At 72.2% G+C, this 18,899-nt stretch carries 21 protein-coding genes; 12 read left to right on the top strand and 9 right to left on the bottom strand.

The features are described from left to right. The first annotated feature begins 37 nt into the window (after window positions 1–37). The 8 genes from mca to PED38_RS02565 all read left to right on the top strand — a co-directional run bounded on the left by mca (window position 38) and on the right by PED38_RS02565 (window position 6,212). Window positions 38–958 carry a mycothiol conjugate amidase Mca gene (mca, locus tag PED38_RS02600; protein ID WP_270979559.1) on the top strand — a complete coding sequence of 307 codons (921 nt, stop codon included), beginning with the start codon at window positions 38–40 and terminating at the stop codon, window positions 956–958. Continuing rightward, entirely contained in the window at window positions 958–1,293 is a 336-nt protein-coding gene (locus PED38_RS02595; RefSeq protein ID WP_214583887.1) for a hypothetical protein, read from the top strand. Before mca ends, PED38_RS02595 begins: the two co-directional genes overlap by 1 nt. Window positions 1,294–1,399: 106 nt before the next feature. After that, window positions 1,400–1,666, top strand: coding sequence for a hypothetical protein (locus tag PED38_RS02590; RefSeq protein ID WP_063072572.1), 267 nt, complete (start codon window positions 1,400–1,402; stop codon window positions 1,664–1,666). A 166-nt stretch (window positions 1,667–1,832) separates the two neighbouring features. Continuing rightward, window positions 1,833–2,102 (top strand): hypothetical protein, encoded by a 270-nt coding sequence (locus PED38_RS02585; RefSeq protein ID WP_063072573.1) that lies wholly within the window; start codon window positions 1,833–1,835, stop codon window positions 2,100–2,102. Window positions 2,103–2,253: 151 nt separating this feature from the next. After that, window positions 2,254–2,715: a hypothetical protein gene (locus PED38_RS02580; RefSeq protein WP_063072574.1), complete on the top strand. Its 462-nt coding sequence runs from the start codon at window positions 2,254–2,256 to the stop codon at window positions 2,713–2,715. A gap of 156 nt (window positions 2,716–2,871) precedes the next feature. Beyond that, entirely contained in the window at window positions 2,872–3,870 is a 999-nt protein-coding gene (locus PED38_RS02575) for a carbohydrate ABC transporter permease (protein ID WP_270979550.1), read from the top strand. Then, window positions 3,867–4,775 (top strand): carbohydrate ABC transporter permease, encoded by a 909-nt coding sequence (locus PED38_RS02570; RefSeq protein ID WP_063072576.1) that lies wholly within the window; start codon window positions 3,867–3,869, stop codon window positions 4,773–4,775. Before PED38_RS02575 ends, PED38_RS02570 begins: the two co-directional genes overlap by 4 nt. Window positions 4,776–4,835: 60 nt before the next feature. Further along, window positions 4,836–6,212: an extracellular solute-binding protein gene (locus PED38_RS02565; RefSeq protein WP_063072577.1), complete on the top strand. Its 1,377-nt coding sequence runs from the start codon at window positions 4,836–4,838 to the stop codon at window positions 6,210–6,212. A gap of 23 nt (window positions 6,213–6,235) precedes the next feature. Here PED38_RS02565 and trhA read toward each other — a convergent pair whose 3' ends face one another. Further along, on the bottom strand, window positions 6,236–6,979 hold the full coding sequence (gene trhA / locus PED38_RS02560) for a PAQR family membrane homeostasis protein TrhA (RefSeq protein ID WP_270979543.1): 744 nt from the start codon (window positions 6,977–6,979) through the stop codon (window positions 6,236–6,238). An 81-nt stretch (window positions 6,980–7,060) separates the two neighbouring features. Here trhA and PED38_RS02555 point away from each other — a divergent pair, with 81 nt between their 5' ends. Both PED38_RS02555 and PED38_RS02550 read left to right on the top strand, forming a co-directional pair. Then, window positions 7,061–7,846: an isoprenyl transferase gene (locus tag PED38_RS02555; protein ID WP_270979541.1), complete on the top strand. Its 786-nt coding sequence runs from the start codon at window positions 7,061–7,063 to the stop codon at window positions 7,844–7,846. 238 nt (window positions 7,847–8,084) lie between these two features. Continuing rightward, window positions 8,085–9,431, top strand: a complete 1,347-nt coding sequence (locus tag PED38_RS02550; protein WP_063072591.1) for a PhoH family protein — start codon at window positions 8,085–8,087, stop codon at window positions 9,429–9,431. Window positions 9,432–9,503: 72 nt separating this feature from the next. Here PED38_RS02550 and PED38_RS02545 read toward each other — a convergent pair whose 3' ends face one another. From PED38_RS02545 to xseA, 6 genes are all read right to left on the bottom strand, one after another. Then, window positions 9,504–9,782, bottom strand: a complete 279-nt coding sequence (locus PED38_RS02545) for a hypothetical protein (protein ID WP_063072580.1) — start codon at window positions 9,780–9,782, stop codon at window positions 9,504–9,506. A 16-nt stretch (window positions 9,783–9,798) separates the two neighbouring features. Next, window positions 9,799–11,226: a class II fumarate hydratase gene (locus PED38_RS02540; RefSeq protein WP_270979538.1), complete on the bottom strand. Its 1,428-nt coding sequence runs from the start codon at window positions 11,224–11,226 to the stop codon at window positions 9,799–9,801. 81 nt (window positions 11,227–11,307) lie between these two features. Then, complete coding sequence (locus PED38_RS02535; protein ID WP_270979535.1) at window positions 11,308–11,970, bottom strand: carbonic anhydrase; 663 nt, start codon at window positions 11,968–11,970, stop codon at window positions 11,308–11,310. Continuing rightward, complete coding sequence (locus PED38_RS02530; RefSeq protein WP_270979533.1) at window positions 11,967–12,686, bottom strand: DUF4245 domain-containing protein; 720 nt, start codon at window positions 12,684–12,686, stop codon at window positions 11,967–11,969. The genes PED38_RS02535 and PED38_RS02530 overlap by 4 nt, the downstream gene beginning before the upstream one ends. A 2-nt stretch (window positions 12,687–12,688) precedes the next feature. Further along, complete coding sequence (locus tag PED38_RS02525) at window positions 12,689–12,943, bottom strand: exodeoxyribonuclease VII small subunit (RefSeq protein ID WP_270979530.1); 255 nt, start codon at window positions 12,941–12,943, stop codon at window positions 12,689–12,691. A gap of 10 nt (window positions 12,944–12,953) precedes the next feature. After that, window positions 12,954–14,270: an exodeoxyribonuclease VII large subunit gene (xseA, locus tag PED38_RS02520; RefSeq protein ID WP_270979527.1), complete on the bottom strand. Its 1,317-nt coding sequence runs from the start codon at window positions 14,268–14,270 to the stop codon at window positions 12,954–12,956. Between the two features lie 103 nt (window positions 14,271–14,373). On the opposite strand from xseA, the gene PED38_RS02515 reads away from it, so the two are divergent. Beyond that, the gene (locus tag PED38_RS02515; RefSeq protein ID WP_270979893.1) at window positions 14,374–15,408 is read left to right on the top strand and encodes a 4-hydroxy-3-methylbut-2-enyl diphosphate reductase; all 1,035 of its coding nucleotides are present in this window, start codon (window positions 14,374–14,376) and stop codon (window positions 15,406–15,408) included. After that, complete coding sequence (locus tag PED38_RS02510; protein ID WP_270979526.1) at window positions 15,405–16,208, top strand: DUF6264 family protein; 804 nt, start codon at window positions 15,405–15,407, stop codon at window positions 16,206–16,208. The genes PED38_RS02515 and PED38_RS02510 overlap by 4 nt, the downstream gene beginning before the upstream one ends. Window positions 16,209–16,304: 96 nt before the next feature. Here the strand turns inward: PED38_RS02510 and fbaA are convergent, their stop codons facing one another. Then, complete coding sequence (gene fbaA / locus PED38_RS02505; RefSeq protein ID WP_063072593.1) at window positions 16,305–17,330, bottom strand: class II fructose-bisphosphate aldolase; 1,026 nt, start codon at window positions 17,328–17,330, stop codon at window positions 16,305–16,307. Between the two features lie 105 nt (window positions 17,331–17,435). Next, complete coding sequence (locus tag PED38_RS02500) at window positions 17,436–18,815, bottom strand: DNA recombination protein RmuC (protein WP_270979524.1); 1,380 nt, start codon at window positions 18,813–18,815, stop codon at window positions 17,436–17,438. Between the last annotated feature and the right edge of the window lie 84 nt (window positions 18,816–18,899).

The following is an 18,899-nucleotide window of genomic DNA, read 5'->3' as shown; positions in this document are numbered from 1 at the left end:
TGGGGATCAAGACTACATTCCCCACCCTTGGAGCCCCGTGACCCTGCGCCTCATGGCCGTGCATGCCCACCCCGACGACGAGTCGAGCAAGGGCGCCGCGACGTACACCCGATACACGCAGGAGGGCGCCGAGGTCATGGTCGTCAGCTGCACGGGCGGCGAGGCGGGCGACATCCTCAACGAGGGTCTCGAGGACCGCGCGATGGCCGAGCGCGACCTGCCGGGCCTCCGCCGCATCGAGATGGCGCGTGCGCAGGCCGTCATGGGCGTGCAGCACCGCTGGCTGGGCTACGTCGACTCGGGCATGGCGCGCGAGGACGGCTCGCTGCCGCCCGCGTCGTTCGCGAGCATCCCGGTGGAGGTCTCCGCCGAGCCGCTCATCCGCCTGGTCCGCGCCTTCCGCCCGCACGTGCTCGTGGCGTACGACGAGAACGGCGGCTACCCGCACCCCGACCACATCCAGGCGCACGTCGTGGCCATGGAGGCCTGGCGCGAGTCCGGCGTCGCGGGCTCGTACCCCGACGCGGGCGAGCCGTGGGAGGTCTCCAAGCTCTACTTCGACCGGATCTTCAACGGCACCAAGATCCGCGCCGTGCGCGAGCACCTGGTCGCCTCCGACGCCGGCCCCGAGATGCTCGAGGCCGTCGACGAGATGCTCGGCTGGATGGGCGACCGCCCCGACCTCTCCACCACGCGCGTGCACGTCGCCGACCACTTCGAGGCCCGCGACCGCGCGCTCCTGTCGCACGCGAGCCAGGTCGCCCCCGACAGCACGTTCTTCCGCTGGCCGCGCGACCTGCAGCAGCGCGCCTGGCCCTTCGAGGACTTCCAGCTCGTCGAGTCGCGCGTGCCGGTGCCGGAGCCCGAGGACGACCTGTTCGCCGGCATCGCGGACGACGCCGCGGCCGCCGCGGCCGCCGACGCCGCGCCCGTCGCCGACCGGGCGGCGCGCGCCTGATGGGCGGGGACCTGCTCCTCCGCGTGGCCGTCGCCGCCACGACCCCGAGCCCCACGCCCACGGCCGAGTTCGACCCGGACACGGTCTCGCCCGGCCCCGTCGGCTTCATCGCGATCTTCTTCGTGGCCGTCATGGTGCTGCTGCTCATGGTCGACATGACCCGCCGGATCCGCCGCACGCGCTACCGCGAGGAGATCCGCGGCCGGCTCGAGGCGGAGAAGCTCGAGGCCGACCTCGCCCGCGACTCCGCGCCCGAGCGGGACCGCAGGACGACGGACCCCGACGGCGACGACCCCGCGGATCCGGATGCTCCCGCGGGTCCGCCGCGCGGCTGAACGACGCCCCTGCCGGGTGGCGGGTCCGCCCCCGCGCTGTGGACGCCCGTCGGCCCGCCTGGGCCTCGGACCCGTATTCTCGTGACCCCCACGAGAACGGAGTCCCATGGACACGACATCCTCCACGCCCTCGGGCCGATCCCCGCTTCGCCCCGTCCGGGCCGCATCCGTCACGGCCCTCGCCGCGATCGCGCTCTCCGCCACGGTCGGCCTCGGCATCGCCCACGCATCCGCCGCAGCGACCGCGTCCGCGGCTCCGGATGGGGTCAACGTCAGCGCCATGGGCCACAACCACAGCCAGCCCGAGCCGCATCCCGAGTACGAGTGGGCGCCCCCGAGGAGCACCTGGGGCCACCGCGACCTCCACGGCTGATGGCGACCGGCTGATCACCCGTCCGACGGCCGGCGTCCCCATGCGGGGCGCCGGCCGTCGCTCGTCCGCCCGCCTCGCGCACAGACCCGTCCGCGTGCTGTGCACGCTCGACGACCCGCGGCCCGTCGGGTCCGTAGTCTCCTGGTCCCCACGAGAACGGAGTTCCATGAACACGTCATCCACCACGACCCCGGGCCGATCCCCGCTGCGTCCCGTCCGCGCCGCATCCATCACGGCCCTCGCCGCGATCGCGTTCTCCGCAACGGTCGGCCTGGGCATCGCGCACGCATCCGCGTCCGCCTCCGCGACCGCCGCCTCGGACGGAGCCAGCGTCATCGCCATGGGACACAACCACAGCCCGGCTGACCCGGGTTTCGACGGCTCGGGACTGCCCTCGGTCGGGGGCTGGATCCGCAACCACCACGGGCACGGGTGATCAGCGGCTGAGCCGCCCGCCCACGGCCGGCGTCCCCATCCGAGGGGCGCCGGCCGTCGCTCGCGCGCTGGCTCGCCACCCGGGCGCCCCGGCCGTCACCTCCCCTGGTTCCCACATCCCATCGTCCGCACGACATAGGAGACACACCCACATGACCCTCGAATCCCCCTCGACCACCTCGCCTCGACGGTTCCGCATGGCGGGTGCCCTCGCCGCCTCGCTCGCGATCGTCCTCGCGGCCGGTATCGGTGCTGCGCCGGCATCCGCCCAGACGCTCGAGCAATCGGCGGCGACGGTCCCGTATGTCCGAGTCCAGCTCCAGACGCACTGGACCCCGCGCGGCGCCAACGTCAGGTCGATCAGGATCCATGGCCTCCCCGGCTTCCCCGACTCGACCTTCAACCAGTGCTACTCGATGGGCGCCTACGTCCCCGGGATCGATGCCTGGCCCTACATCAAGGTCGACGTGCCCCAGGGTCCGTACAAGATCACCAGCTACACCGGCCCGTGGTGCGGCGAGGCCTTCAAGACGAAGCGCGGCGTCGGGTTGATGTACACGGACTACCGCAACTGGATGGTCAGCTCGGACGACCAGCCGACTCCACGCGGCTGATCGGCGCGCCGGCCGGCGTCCCCCGTCCAGGGGGCGCCGGCCGTCGCTCGTCCGCCCGTTCGCCACCTGCGCGACTCCCGCCATTAACCCGCCCTCCTTAGCTTGGCCAGGCAAGGAGGGAACGTTCCCTCCCCCTGCTCCACGAGGAGGTCCGACGTGACGCACGCCCCCGCGCCCACCCGGGTCGCGCCGACGCCCGAGGCGGTGTCGACGCCGGACCCGACGGCCGCCCAGCCGGCCGGCACGCGTCCCGGATCCGGCGCCCGCCGTCGTCGGAAGCCGGGCCGGATCCGCGACGGGCTCCTGTTCCTCGCCTTCGTCGGCCCCAACGTGCTGCTGCTCGCGGTCTTCACCTACAAGCCCCTGCTCGAGTCCTTCTACTACTCCACGCTGCAGTGGAACATCGGCTCGCAGGTCGCGCGCGAGGTCGGCCTCGCCAACTACGTCGCCTGGTTCCAGGATCCGCAGACCCCCACGGTCGTCGGCGTCACGCTGGTGTTCACGGGCGTCACGGTCGTCGGCTCGATGGCGCTGGGGCTCGGCGTCGCCGCGCTGCTGAACCGGAAGATCAAGCTGCGCGGCCCGGTCCGCACCATCATCGTCGCGCCCTACGTGCTCTCCGGCGTGGCGGTCGGCTTCCTCTGGCTCTACGTCTTCGACCCGAACTTCGGCCTCATCTCCGCGGGCCTGTCCGCCCTCGGCCTGCCCTCGCCCGACTGGTACAACGACCCGGGCGCCGCGCTCGCGATGGTGACCACCGTGCAGGTCTGGCGCGACCTCGGCTACTGCGCGCTCATCTACCTCGCGGGCCTCCAGGCGGTGCCGAAGGACCTGATGGACGCGGCGGCCCTCGACGGCGCCGGCCGGCTGCGCACCTTCGTGCGCATCGTGCTGCCGATGCTCAGCCCCACGACGTTCTTCCTCAGCGTGACCACGCTGCTCAGCTCGCTGCAGACCTTCGACCTCATCAGCGCGATGACCAAGGGCGGTCCGCTGCAGGGCACGACCACGATGATGTACCAGATCTACCACGAGGGCTTCGTGGCCGGACGGGCCGGCTACTCGTCGGCCGTCGCCACGATCCTCTTCCTCGTCCTGCTCGTCGTCACGCTCGTCCAGCTCGTCGTCGTCCAGCGGAAGGTGCACTACTCGTGACCGCGACCCTCACCCGCCCCGAGCCCGCGGCGGTGCCCGGCGCCCCGCGTCGGCGCGGCGCACGTCGACCCGGCGCCTCCGGATCCGCCCGCCCGCCGCTCGCGGGCACCTACCTCGCGCTGGCGCTCGCGGTCCTCGTGATGCTGCTGCCGCTCATCTGGATGGTGCTCACGAGCTTCAAGGACTTCGGCGAGATCTACTCCGTGCCGCTGAAGCTGCTGCCGTCGTCGTTCGCGCCCTCGAACTACGCCAGGGCGTCCGACACGGTCTCCTTCTCCACGCTCGCGACCAACAGCGTCATCAAGACGGTGGTGGGATCCGGCCTCAAGGTGCTGCTCGGGCTGCTGACCGCGTACGCGCTCGTGTTCATCCGCGTGCCGTTCAAGAACGTGTGGTTCGGCGTCGTGATCCTCGCGCTCCTCGTGCCGCAGCAGATCGTGATGATCCCGAACTACCAGGTCATCGCGGGCCTCGGCTGGATCAACACCTACCCGGGCCTCATCCTCCCAGGCGTCGCGAGCGCCTACGGCACGTTCCTCTTCCGCCAGCACTTCCTCACGCTGCCCGGCTCCGTGCTCGAGGCAGCGTCGATGGACGGCGCGGGTCACCTGCGCCGGCTGTGGTCGTTCGTGATCCCCATGTCGGGCCCGACGATCGCCGCCGTAGCGCTCGTCTCCGTCGTCGGCGAGTGGAACGACTACCTGTGGCCGCTGCTCGTCACGACCGACCCGAAGATGATGACCCTGCCGGTCGGCCTCACCCTCCTGCAGGACACGACGGGCATCACGAACTGGGGCGTGCTCATGGCCGGGACGGTCATCGTCACGCTGCCCGTGCTCGCCGTCTTCCTCGTGTTCCAGCGACGCATCGTCGGCGGCCTCACCGCCGGCGCCGTCACGGGCTGAGCCCGCCCTCCCTCGTCCCCCTTCCCGATCCCGCGCACCGACCCGATCCCCAGGAGAAGCATGCCCATCGACCCGCGCTCGGCCTTCCGCGCCGCCGCCTCCCGCCCGTTCGACCGCCGCGACGTCCTGAAGATGGGCGCCGTGCTCGGCGGCACCGCGTTCCTCGCCGCCTGCTCGGGCCCCTCGGTCGGCGGCGCCGCGGCGACCGCCGCGCCCGACACCGACTGGGAGGGCGTGCAGCCCGCGAAGGACATCACCTGGTGGACGACGCACCCCGGCCAGACCTCCGACCTCGAGGCGCAGTTCGCCGCCGACTTCCTCGCGAAGACGGGCATCACCGTCAACGTCGTCACGGGCGGCGCGAGCTACGACGAGATCGCGCAGAAGCTGCAGGCGGCCGCGGGCACCGACAGCATGCCCGACATGGTGAACGCGAGCGACACCTGGTGGTTCCGCTACATGGTCAACAAGCAGTCCATCGCGATGGACGGCCTCATGGCGCACCTCGACTTCCAGCTCGACGACTACAACAAGGTGTTCCTCGACGACTACCTCTACGGCGGCGCGCGCTACGCCGTGCCGTACGCCCGGTCGACGCCGATCTTCTACTACGACAAGTCGATCTGGTCGGAGGCCGGCCTGCCCGACCGCGCGCCCGACACCTGGGCGGAGCTCGAGGAGTGGGCGCCGGCGATCATGAAGGCCGCCGGCGGCACGCCCGCCGTCCGCCTGCCGCAGGGATCCATCGGCACCTGGGCGATGAGCAACATGCTCTGGGGTCGCGGCGGCCAGTACTCCGACGGCTGGGACCTGAAGCTCGACCAGCCCGAGACCCTCGAGGCGGCCGGCTACGCCCGCGGTCTCGTCTTCGACTCCAAGATCGCGAACGTCGCGGCGGCCAGCGGCGACACCGCCGTCGACTTCGCGGGCGGCCTCGCGCCGTGCACCATCGCCTCGGCCGGTGCCGTCGGCATCGTCACCGCCAGCGCCAAGTTCCCCGTCGGCACCGGCGTGCTCCCCGGCGGTCCGCAGGGGCAGTTCGTCCCCACGGGCGGCACGGGCCTCGCGGTGGTCGGCAGCAAGACCAAGGAGCAGCAGCTCGCCGCCGGCATGTTCATCAAGCACGTCACCGAGGTCGACCAGCAGGTCGCCTTCGCCAAGAAGACGGGCTATGCCCCGGTGCGCACCTCGGCCGGCGAGTCGTCCGACCTGACGGGCTTCTGGGCGTCGAACCCGGCCTTCCGCACCGTGTACGACAGCCTCGAGCACGTCCGCTCGCAGGACTGGGCGCGGACGCTGATCCCCAACGGCGACACCTACCTGCAGCAGCCGTGGGCGCAGATCCTCTCGCAGGGCGCGGATCCCGCCGCCGTGTTCCCGGCCGCCGCGACGCAGCTCACCTCGGCCTACAAGGAGAACGTGCAGCCGTACCTGTAGCGGGCGCCGACGCACCCGCCTGATCAGACGACGGGCGGGTGCGTCGCCACCAGCAGGATCCCCGTCCAGTGGCAGAGGAACGCCACCAGGGTGAACGCGTGGAAGATCTCGTGGAAGCCGAAGCGGCCGGGCCAGGGGTTCGGCCGCTTCAGCGCGTACGCGACGGCGCCGACCGTGTAGGCGAGGCCGCCCGCGAGGATCAGCGTCATCATGGCGGCGTCGGCGCGGAAGAAGTCGACGATGAACACCAGCGACGCGTAGCCGAGCACCAGGTAGAGCAGCACGTAGAGCCAGCGCGGGGCGTGGATCCAGAACACGCGGAAGAGCACGCCGAGCGCGGCGCCCGACCACACCAGCCAGAGCAGCAGCACCGACTTCTCGTGCGGCAGCGCCAGCACCGTGATGGGCGTGTAGGAGCCCGCGATGAGCAGGAAGATGTTGGCGTGGTCCATCCGCTTGAGGAGGATCTTCGCCCGCGGCGACCAGTCGAACCGGTGGTAGACCGCGGAGACGCCGAACAGCAGCAGCGACGAGGCGACGAACACGGCGCACGCGATGCGCGCCGCGGCGCCGTCGGCCACCGCGATGAGCACGATCCCGAGCACGAGCGCCACCGGGGTCATGCCCGCGTGCAGCCAGCCGCGCCAGGTGGGCTTCGGCTCCGGGCCGACGTCCTGCGCGTCCTCCACGAGCGGGAGGTGGGCGACCGACGCGTCCTCCTCCGGGGTGTCGCCGAGCGGCGAGGAGGAGGAGGCGTCGCGCGTCATCCTGCGAGTGTAGGACAGCCCGGGGGACGTCACCCGGGCGGGCGATCCGGGCTCCCGGGCGCGTGGGATAGCGTTGCCTCCGTGCGAGAGAAGCCGATCCGACCGTGGCGCGGTCTGCTCTACCGGGCGTACCAGAAGCGCATCCGTCGCGGCCTCGACCGCAGCTCGCTGCCGCACCACATCGCGATGATCCTCGACGGCAACCGCCGCTGGGCCCGCCAGCTGGGCCTCGAGTCCGCCGCCCACGGGCACCGCGCCGGCGCGGCCAAGTTCCTCGAGTTCCTGGAGTGGTGCGACGACCTCGACATCAAGGTCACGACGCTCTACCTGCTCTCCACCGACAACCTCACGGGCCGCGGGAGCGACGAGCTCACGGCGCTGATCGACATCATCGGCCAGCTCGCGGAGGACCTCTCCGAGCACCGCGACTGGCGCGTCAAGCACGTGGGATCCGACGAGGGCCTGCCGCCCGAGCTCATCGCCCGGCTCGACGCCTCCGAGGAGCGCTCGAAGGGCAACACCGGGCTGCACATCAACCTCGCGGTCGGCTACGGCGGGCGCACCGAGATCGCGGACGCCATGCGCAGCATCGTGCTCGCGCACCACCTCGCGGGCGGCACGCTGGAGGACCTCGCGGGGCTCCTCACGCCGGCCCTCATCGGCGAGCACCTGTACACCAGCGGCCAGCCGGATCCGGACCTCGTGATCCGCACCTCGGGCGAGCAGCGCATCAGCGACTTCATGCTGTGGCAGTCGGCGCACAGCGAGCTGTACTTCATGGAGGCGCTGGGGCCGGACCTCCGCGAGGTCGACTTCCTCCGCGCTCTCCGCGACTACTCCTCGCGCCAGCGCCGCTTCGGGTCCTGAGGCGGCCGCCCCGCGCTCGCCGCCGTCGCGTCGGCCGGCCGCGCGGAGCAAGAGTTAATGTCCACGACACATCCGGACCCGCGTCGCACTGGTCACCGCGCGGGTGCGCGACGTAGGTTCCACTCATCGGGCATGGCGCCCGATCGAGAGGGCCGCTGGATCTCTTCTCGCCACCGTGGCCCGATCGCCGTCAGGATCCGAGCGCGAACGCTCGGGGATGGAGTGGCCCGTGGCCCCGATGGACAGCCAGAGCAGCACCGCACGACGCGCCAGCCGAGGGGAGGGGACGCCGCAGGCCGAGCGCACGTACGTGCTCGACACCTCCGTCCTCCTGTCCGACCCGCGCGCGTTCTTCCGCTTCGCGGAGCACGCGGTCGTCATCCCGGTGATCGTCATCACCGAGCTGGAGTCGAAGCGGAACGATCCGGAGATCGGCTACTTCGCCCGCCAGGCGCTCCGCCACCTCGACCAGCTCCGCGAGGAGCACGAGCGGCTCGACTTCCCCATCGAGGTGGGCGACGCGGGCGGCACGTTGCGCGTCGAGCTCAACCACTCGAGCATGGCGGGCCTCCCCAACGGCCTGCAGCTCGGGGACAACGACTCGCGGATCCTCGCGGTCGCCCTGAACCTCTCCACCGAGGGCCTCGCGGTCACGGTCGTCTCGAAGGACATGCCGCTGCGCGTGAAGGCCGCCTCCATCGGCCTCATGGCGGAGGAGTACCGCGCCGAGCTCGCCGTGGACAGCGGATGGACGGGCATGGCTGACGTCACGCTCTCCGCCGAGCAGATGGCCGACCTCTACGACAGCGGCACCGTGCAGACCCGTGCGGTCGGCGACCTGCCCGTCAACACGGGCGTCGTGCTCCGCTCCGACCGCGGCCCCGCGCTCGGCCGCGTCGTGCGCCGCGGCACCGTGCACCTCGTCCGCGGCGACCGCGAGGTCTTCGGCCTCAAGGGCCGCTCGGCCGAGCAGCGGCTCGCGATCGACCTGCTCCTCGACCGCGAGGTGGGCATCGTGTCCCTCGGCGGCAGCGCGGGCACCGGCAAGTCGGCGCTCGCCCTGTGCGCGGCGCTCGAGGCGGTGCTGGAGAAGCAGCAGCACCGCAAGATCATGGTGTTCCGGCCGCTGTACGCCGTGGGCGGCCAGGAGCTCGGCTACCTGCCGGGTGACGCCACCGAGAAGATGAACCCGTGGGCGCAGGCCGTGTTCGACACCCTCGGCTCGGTGGTCTCGCAGAACGTCATGGACGAGGTGGTGGAGCGGGGGATCCTCGAGGTGCTGCCGCTCACCCACATCCGCGGGCGCTCGCTGCACGACGCGTTCGTGATCGTCGACGAGGCGCAGTCGCTGGAGCGGAACGTGCTGCTCACGGTGCTCAGCCGCATCGGCCAGAACTCGCGCGTGGTGCTCACGCACGACGTGGCCCAGCGCGACAACCTGCGGGTCGGCCGGCACGACGGCGTCGCGAGCGTGATCGAGACGCTGAAGGGCCACGAGCTGTTCGGGCACATCACGCTGACGCGCTCGGAGCGCAGCGCGATCGCCGCGCTCGTCACCGGGCTGCTCGACGGCGACCCCATGTGATCCTCCCGCTCCCCGCAAGACGACGGGCGCCGGTCCCCGAGGGGAGCGGCGCCCGTCGGCGTCCTGGTTCCGCTAGCGGTCGAGCCGGGCGAGGATCTTGCGGCGTCGGCGGTGCAGCCTCCACCAGCTGACCGAGTGGCGCACCTGGATCTTCCCGAGCTCCGCCAGCCCGGGGAGGCCCTCTTCGGCTAGCCGCGCCTCGACGGCTGCCTTGTCGTCGCGGTCGGACGCCTCGATGATCGCGTTGGCCCGAGTCACCCGTTCCGACGACAGCGGGTGCGCGGCGATGGCCGCGTCCACCGCCGCGAGCGGCGTGCGCGGCTCCTCCACGGAGCCCCGGTCGGCGGTCATGCCTCGACCCTCGCGGCTACAGGCCGGGCGCCGTCATCCGCAGCACGTCGAGGCCCGCATCGAGCTGCTCCTCGGTGATCTCGCCGCGCTCGACGTAGCCGAGGTCGACGACCGCCTCGCGCACCGTCATCTTCTGCGCGACCGAGTGCTTGGCGATCTTCGCCGCGGCCTCGTAGCCGATGATGCGGTTGAGCGGCGTGACGATCGACGGCGACGACTCCGCGAGCGCCCGCGCGTGCTCCTCGTTGACGCGCAGGCCGTCGACGGTCTTGTCGGCGAGCAGGCGCGTGGAGGAGGCGAGGATGCGGATCGACTCGAGCAGCGACGAGCCCATCACGGGGATCGCGACGTTGAGCTCGAACAGGCCCGACGCACCCGCCCAGGCGACGGTGGCGTCGTTGCCGATGACGCGCGCGCACACCATGAGCACGGCCTCGGGGATGACCGGGTTGACCTTGCCGGGCATGATCGAGGATCCGGGCTGCAGGTCGGGGATGTGCAGCTCGCCGAGGCCCGTGTTGGGGCCCGAGCCCATCCAGCGGATGTCGTTGCAGATCTTGGTGAGGCTCACCGCGAGGGTGCGCAGCGCGCCGGAGGCGTCGACGAGGCCGTCGCGCGCGCCCTGCGCCTCGAAGTGGTCGAGCGCCTCGGTGACGGGCAGGCCCGTGTCGTCCGCGAGAACCTGGATGACCTTCTGCGGGAAACCGAGCGGCGTGTTGATGCCCGTGCCGGTGGCCGTGCCGCCGAGCGGGACCTCCGCGACGCGGGGGAGCGCGGTGCGGACGCGCTCGATGCCGAGGCGGATCTGGCGCGCGTAGCCCGCGAACTCCTGCCCGAACGTGACCGGGGTCGCGTCCATGAGGTGCGTGCGGCCCGCCTTGACGAGCCCCTTCCACGCCTCGGCCTTGGTCTCCAGCGCCTCGGCGAGGTGCTCGAGGGCGGGGATCAGCTCGGCGAGGAGCGCGCCCGTGACGGCGACGTGCACCGAGGTGGGGAAGACGTCGTTCGACGATTGCGACGCGTTGACGTGGTCGTTCGGGTGCACGGGCTTCCCGAGCGACGCCGTGGCGAGGGCCGCGAGGACCTCGTTCATGTTCATGTTGGAGCTCGTGCCGGAGCCCGTCTGGTACACGTCGATGGGGAAGTGCTCGTGGTGGGATCCGCCCGCCACCTCGTCCGCCGCGGCGACGATGGCCTGGGCGACGTCGGCGTCGACGATGCCCATCTCGCCGTTCACGATCGCGGCGGCGCGCTTGATGCGGGCGAGCGCCTGGATCTGCGCGGGCTCCAGCCCACGGCCGGAGATGGGGAAGTTCTCGACGGCACGCTGAGTCTGGGCGGCGTACAGGGCGGTCCTGGGGACGCGCACCTCGCCCATCGTGTCGTGCTCGATGCGGAACTCGTCCGTCGTGCCGCTGTCTGATCCGGGGGAAGTGTCGACCACGCTGTTTCTCTCTCCTTCGGGACGGGTGATGCGCCGGGGCCGGAGGGGCCGCCGGGGTGTGCGGATCAGCGCGGACGGCCCCTAGCGGGGGATGTCGCCCACGATGACGTCGGGCACCGCGGTGCCCTCGAGGAGCTTGTAGTTGGCGCCGACGATGGCCAGGCTACCGGCCGCCACCCTGTCGGAGATCATCTCGGACGCCTCCAGCATGCGGGTCACGGTGCCGCGCAGGTGCTGGCGGCCGACCTCGCCCGCGTCGACCTCGGCGGGCACGACGTGGTCGCCCGCGACCCGGCGCACGGCCGGCGCGATGGGCGCGATGAGGTTCGCGATGTGGGGCGGCAGCACCTCGGCTCCCGGCGCCGCGCTCTCGATGGCGGCGCGCACGGCACCGCACTCGTCGTGCCCGAGCACCACGATGAGCGGCACGCCCAGCACGCCGACGGCGTACTCGAGGCTGCCGAGCACCGAGTCGGAGATGATCTGGCCGGCGTTGCGGATCACGAAGAGGTCGCCGAGGCCCTTGTCGAAGATGATCTCGGCGGCGAGGCGCGAATCGCTGCAGCCGAACAGCGCGGCGACCGGGCGCTGCACGTGGGCGAGCGCGGCGCGGCGCTCCACGTCCTGCCGCGGGTGCTCGGGCGTGCCGGCGACGAAGCGCGCGTTGCCCTCCACCATCTCCGCCCATACTGTGGCGGGCGCCTGCACGGTGTGCTCCTGCACGGTCTCTGCCTGATCCGTCATCCCTCGATCCCCTCTTCCGGTGCGGTGGTGCTGGTGGTGCCGTCGCTGGGCGTCGGCGCGGGTGTCCGCGTCGTGCCCGCCGGGGCGGTGCGCGCGGCGGCGACCGCCTCGATCGCCGTGCGCAGCTCGTTCGCGTCGGCCGTGCCGTAGATCGCGTAGGTGCTGTCGCCCTCGACCGCGCTCGCGGCCAGGACGACGTTGCCCGGATCCTCCGCCCGCGCGTTGTCGTAGAGCGTCCACTCGAGGCCGCCGATCTCCTCGGAGCTCACCTCGGGCGCTGACTGCAGCGTCTCGTCGAGCCACGTGGGGTTCGCGTCGATGCCCTGCGAGATGCCGATGTAGCGGTTGCTCGGCGTGATGAGGCCGATGTACCAGACGGCCACGCCGTCGCGGCCGGCCGGGCGGATCTCCGCGTCGTTGCTCTTCCAGGCCGTCGGCAGGTCGGGCACGACGAGCGTCTGCGGGAAGCCGCCCTGGGCCTCGGAGGCCGCCGCGCCGTAGTCGACGTCGGGCAGGATCGTGGTGTTCGAGCGGGGGACGAGCGCGATGATCACCGCGACGGTCGCGACCGTGACGATGAGCGAGTACAGCAGGTTGCGGAACGTCTGCTTGGCGCGGTGCCGGCGGGATTGGGCGGCCTTGCGGGCGGCGGTCTCCTCGGGGGTCTCCGGTCGGCCGAGTTCGGCGACGACGTTCGGCGTGCGGTCCTTCGCCACGGTCAGCCGGCGTCGGACGCGGTGGTGCGGGCGGCGTCGAGGCGCGCCTTGGCGCCGAGCAGCCACTCCTCGCAGCGGGCCGCGAGGGCCTCGCCGCGCTCCCACAGGGCGATCGACTCCTCGAGCGTGGTCGCGCCCTGCTCGAGGTCGTTCACGACGCGCACCAGGGCGTCGCGCGCCTCCTCGTAGCTGAGCTCGGAGACGTCGGGCAGGCGTGCGCCGGTGTCGGCGCCGGGGTCGGCGGGGCTGGTGGGCATGGGGGAGATCCTAGCTTTCGGGGCCGGACGCGAGCCGGGCGTCGGAGGCGGGCGAGGCGGGCAGGCGCGCGGCCGACGACGGGATGTCGTCGGTGGGGCCGGTGGAGGTGGCGCCGAGCGCGCCGGCGGCGAGGCGCAGCACGAGGCCGGTGCCGTCGGGGGCGTCCGCGGGGGCGCGCAGGGCGGATCCGTCGGCCGTCTGCACGATGGCGTACCCGCGGTCGAGCACGTGCTGCGGCGAGAGCGTGCGCAGCTGCCGGGACAGCTCGCTCGTCTGCTGCACGCCTCGCTCGACGACGCGGCCCGCGAGCTCCGCGGAGCGCGCGATGTAGCGGCCGAGCTCCTCGGCGCGCGAGTCGACGATCCACGCCGTGCTCGTGAGCACGGGACGCGAGCGCAGCTGCTCGATGCGGTCGATCTCGCCGCGCACCTGCGACGTGAGCCGCATGCCGATGCGGGCCCGTGCCTGCTGCACGCGCGACAGCTCCTCGGACACGTCCGGCACGACGCGCTTGGCGGCGTCCGTGGGCGTGGACGCGCGGAGGTCGGCCACGTCGTCGAGCAGCGGCCGGTCGGCCTCGTGCCCGATGGCGCTCACGAGCGGCGTGCGGCACGCGGCCGCCGTGCGCACCAGCTTCTCGTCGCTGAAGACGAGCAGGTTCTGGAAGTCGCCGCCGCCGCGCGCGACGACGATGACGTCGACCTCGGGATCCTCGTCGAGCACGCCGATGGCCCGCGTCACCTCGCCCGCGGCGCGGTCGCCCTGCACCGCGGTGTGCACGACGCGGAACCGCACGCTCGGCCAGCGCAGCTGGGCGTTCCGGAGCACGTCCTTCTCGGCGTCGGAGTCCTTGCCGGTGATGAGGCCGATGCAGCCGGGGAGGAACGGGAGGCGGCGCTTGCGGTCGGCGTCGAAGAGGCCCTCGGCGCGCAGCGTCTGGCGCAGGCGCTCGAGCCGCTCGAGCAGGTCGCCGAGGCCGACGTGGCGCATCTCCAGCACCTGCATGGTGAGCGTGCCGCCCTTGACCCAGTAGTTGGGCTTCACGAGCGCGACGACGCGGGCGCCCTGGCCGAGGTCCGCGGGGATCTTCGCGCGCACCGACGACCAGACGGTGAAGCTGATGGTGGCGTCGACGTCGAGGTCCTTGAGCTTCCCGTAGACGTTGCCGCCGGATCCGCCCCACTGCGTGATCTCGCCCTCGACCCAGGCCGTGCCGAGCCGATCGATCCAGCCCTTGACCTTGCCCGAGAGCACCGAGACGGGCCAGGGTGCGTCGACCGTGGGGGCGCCGGCCGCGGGCATCGACACCGTGCGCGTCTCGCTCATCCGTCCACCCCGCTCGACGCCCAGATCGGGCGCATACAATTGACACGTGACTACAGCGACCACTGACCAGCGACTCGTGGGAGCACCCGTCGTCAGCCTGTCGATGCCGCGGATGCCCGGCGTCCGCAACAGGCTCAAGGATAACCCGGTGGGAGGACCCAAGAAGGTCCTGCTCGCCGCTCCCCGCGGGTACTGCGCGGGCGTCGACCGCGCGGTCGTCGCCGTCGAGAAGGCCTTGGAGCGCTACGGCGCCCCCGTGTACGTGCGGAAGCAGATCGTCCACAACGTGCACGTCGTCTCGACGCTCGAGCGCATGGGGGCGGTCTTCGTGGAGGAGGTCGACGAGGTGCCCGAGGGCGCCCACGTCGTCTTCAGCGCGCACGGCGTCTCGCCGGCCGTCGTGCAGGGCGCCGCCGACCGCGGCCTCCAGGCCATCGACGCGACCTGCCCCCTCGTCACCAAGGTGCACCGCGAGGCCGTGCGCTTCGCGAAGGCCGACATGCAGATCCTCCTCATCGGCCACGAGGGCCACGAGGAGGTCGAGGGCACCGCGGGCGAGGCGCCCGAGCAGACCATCGTGGTCAACTCCCCGGAGCACGCCGACGTGATCGAGGTCAAGGACCCCGACAACCTCGTCTGGCTCTCGCAGACCACGCTCTCGGTCGACGAGACGATGGAGACGGTCCGCCGCCTCCGCGCCCGCTTCCCGAACCTGCAGGATCCGCCGAGCGACGACATCTGCTACGCCACCCAGAACCGCCAGGTCGCCATCAAGAAGGTGGCGGTCGACGCCGACCTCGTCATCGTCATCGGATCCGCGAACAGCTCCAACTCCGTGCGCCTCGTCGAGGTCGCGCTCGAGTACGGCGCCAAGGCGTCGTACCGCGTCGACTACGCGTCCGAGGTCAAGCAGGAGTGGCTCGACGGCGTGCAGACGGTCGGCGTCACGAGCGGCGCGTCCGTGCCCGAGGTCCTCGTGCAGGAGCTGCTCGACGACCTGGCCGACGCCGGCTACGGCGACGTCACCGCCGTCGTCACGGCCGAGGAGGACCTCGTCTTCTCGCTCCCCAAGGAGCTGCGCAAGGACCAGTCCGGCAACACGGACTCCCGCGCCATCGGCGGGCGCACCCGCGCGTGAGCGACGACGACGGCCCGCGCCGTCCCGGCCGACCCGCCCCGCGCTACGGCGAGTACGCGTCGTCGTCGTCGTCCGCTGGCTCGTCCTCGGACGGGTCCGGCCTGTCGGAGGCGGATGCCCGCATCGTCGCCGAGGCCGCCGAGTACCGCCGCGCGCAGGCGGAGCGCGATGCGCCCGCCGCCCCCGCGGGCCGCGGTGCGAAGAAGGGCGCCGCACCCGCCGCGCCGCAGACCCTCGCCGAGCAGATGGCGGAGGAGCGCAAGGCCGCCCGCGAGCGGATGCTCGCCGAGCGCCGCGACGCCGAGAAGGCCGCGGAGGCGGAGCGTCGCCAGGCGCGGCTCTCGCCGTCCGCCGGTCCCACTTCCGGTCCCGGTCCGTCGAGCGAGCCCGGTCGGCCGGGGTACCTGCCGACGCAGGAGCCCCGCCGTGCCGGTCGACGCCTCGACGCCGCCGTCACGATCGCCCTGCTGGCGGTGGGCGCGCTGAACCTGCTGTTCAGCCTGGGCTCGTACACGGACCTGCCGGGGGCCCTCTCCCGCGCGTTCCCTGCCCTCGGCATCGCGGGTGCGTACACGCCCACGTCGGCGACCGGCCCCGTGGGAGTGGCCCTCCTGGTCATCACGGTGTCCGTCTTCGCGGCGACCGTGGCCCTCTCCCTCCGCCGGATCCGACTCGGCCGCATCGCGTTCTGGGTCCCGCTGGTCGGCGTCGTGGTCGCGACCGTGGTCTCCGCCCTGCTCCTGTCGAGCCTGCTCACGGCGGATCCGGCGTTCCAGCAGTTCGTCATGAACCGCGGGTAGCACCCGGCGCGCAGCGCGCACGACGGCGGGGCCGGTCCTGGTGGACCGGCCCCTCCGTCGTTCACGCCGCGTCGCGCAGGCGTCGCGCGGGTCGCGCTAGCTCTGCGACTTGCCGTGCGAGCCGAGCTGGCGCGTGGCCTCGACGACGCGGGCAGCCATGGCCGACTCCGCCGTCTTGCCCCAGGCGCGGGGGTCGTACGTCTTCTTGTCGCCGACCTCGCCGTCGACCTTGAGGAAGCCGTCGTACTTGCGGAGCACCGAGTCGGCGATGGAGCGGCTGAACGCGTACTGCGTGTCGGTGTCGATGTTCATCTTGACCACGCCGTTGCGGACGGCCTCCGAGATCTCGTCGTCGGAGGAGCCGGATCCGCCGTGGAAGACGAGGTCGAACGGCTTCTCGCCCGTGCCGTACTTCGACTGGATGCCGTCCTGGATCTCCTTGAGCAGCGACGGGCGCAGCTGCACGCCGCCGGGCTTGTACACGCCGTGCACGTTGCCGAAGGTGAGCGCGGCCATGTAGCGGCCCTTGTCGCCGAGGCCGAGGGCCTCGACCGTGGAGATGGCGTCCTCGAGGGTCGTGTAGAGGTGCGAGCCGGTGTCGTGGCTGACCCCGTCTTCTTCGCCGCCGACGACGCCGATCTCGACCTCCAGGATCGCGTTGATGGCCTTCATGCGGGGGAGCAGGTCCGTCGCGATGTCGAGGTTCTCGTTGAGCGGGATCGCGGATCCGTCCCACATGTGCGACTGGAAGATGGGGTTGCGGCCCGCGCGGACCTCCTCCTCGCTGGCCTCGATCATGGGGAGGACGAAGCCGTCGAGGGCGTCCTTCGGGCAGTGGTCGGTGTGGAGCGCGACCGTGATGGGGTAGTTCTTGGCGACCTCGGTGGCGAAGCGCGCGAACGCGAGCGCGCCGGCCGCGCGGTTCTTCACGGTGTGGCCGGAGAAGTAGTCGGCGCCGCCCGTGGTGACCTGGATGATGCCGTCGGAGCCGGCCTCGGTGAGCCCCTGGAGGACCGCGTTGATGGTCTGCGACGACGAGACGTTGACGGCCGGGTACGCGAAGGCGCCGGACTTGGCGCGATCCAGCATCTCGGCGTACTGCTCGGGGGTTGCTACGGGCATGGTGCATCTCCTTCGGCGGATCCACGGCGGCGCCGTGCGGCTGTCGCGGTGAACCATAGGCCGGTGGGAGCGCATCCCGCGGCCGGGCCCCGCGTGGTCGCCACTCTACCCAGCGGGGGTGTCCGCGACCGGGGACGCGGGGCGGGTGAACTCGTCGGCCGTGAGCTCGCGTGCGGTGGCCTCGAGCGGTTCGAGCGTGCCGATGACCTTGGACTCGTCGAGCCGGGTGAGGCGGCGGGCGGTGGGCAGCACCTGGCGCTCCAGGGATCCGACGACGCGGTTGTAGTCGCCGACCGCGCCCGTGAGCGAGCGGCCGAGCTTGGCGATGTGCTCGCCGCTCGTGGCGAGGCGTGCGTGCAGCTCGCGGCTCAGGTCGAAGAGCTGCTTCGCGTCCTCCGTGAGCACCTCCTGCTGCCAGCTGAACGCGACGGTCTTGAGCACCGACCACAGGGTGACGGGGGAGGAGAGCGCGACCCGGCGGGAGAACGCGAACTCCATGATGCTCGGATCCGCCTCCAGCGCCGACGAGACCAGCGACTCGCTCGGGATGAACGCGATGACCATCTCCGGGCTCGCGTCGAGCCCCTCCCAGTAGGCGCGGCTGCCGAGCGCCGTGATGTGGTCGCGCACCGCCTGCACGTGCTGCTTCATGAGCGCGTCGCGGCGGGCGCCCTCGGATCCGGTGGCCGAGGCGGGGATGGCGCTCGCCTCGAGGTACGCGGTGAAGGGCGCCTTCGCGTCCACCGCGATGTGCTTGCCGCCGGGCAGGTGCACGACCATGTCGGGCCGACCGACGCCCTGCGCCGTGGAGACGGACGTCTGCACGTCGAAGTCGACCCGGTGGATGAGGCCCGCGGCCTCCACGACGCTCCGCAGCTGCGTCTCACCCCACACGCCGCGCGTGCTGTTCGAGCGGAGCGCGGACGCGAGCGTCTCGGCCGTGGCGCGCAGCCGCTCCTCCGCCTCGGTGGCGCTCCGCAGCTGCTCGCTCAGCTCGCCGTGCTGCTGCCGGCGCTGCTCCTCCAGCTCGTGCACCTTGGCCTGCACCTGCTTGAGGCTCTCAGCGACCGGACTGAGCGCGGTGAGCACGCGGCCGTCCTCCTCGGTGCGGGCGACCTCGGCGCGCTGGATCTCGCGCAGCCGCGTCTGCAGCTCCGCGATGCGGTCCTCCTGCTGGCCGATCTGCTCGCGGAGGTGGGACTCCTGTGCGTCGAGCCGCTCGCGGTGGAGGGCGTCCTGCGTCTGGGCGCGCTCGGCGAACTGCGCGGTGGTCTGGGCGACCTGCTCCTCGGCGAGCCGCTCCGTGCGATGCAGCTGCTCGCGGAGCGCCGTGACCGTGGCCTCCGCGGCAGCGAGGCGCGCGGCCTCGCCGGCGCTGCCCGGCGCATCCACCCCCGAGCGGGCGCGCGACAGCGCCATCCCGACCACCGCGCCCACGGCCAGGCCGATGACGAGGCCGACGAGCAGGGCGATGACGGGATCCATGCGTGCAGTGTGCCAGCGGCCCCCGACACGGCCGGGACGCGGGGCGCGCGCCCGAGGGGCGGATCCGGCGGGGCGGGCCTGGGG

The sequence above is a fragment of the Clavibacter sp. CT19 genome (assembly GCF_027858075.1).
Taxonomy (GTDB): Bacteria; Actinomycetota; Actinomycetes; order Actinomycetales; family Microbacteriaceae; genus Clavibacter; species Clavibacter tessellarius_A.
The sequence above is the reverse complement of the archived record's forward strand: the minus strand, read 5'-3'. Positions and strand labels throughout refer to the sequence as shown.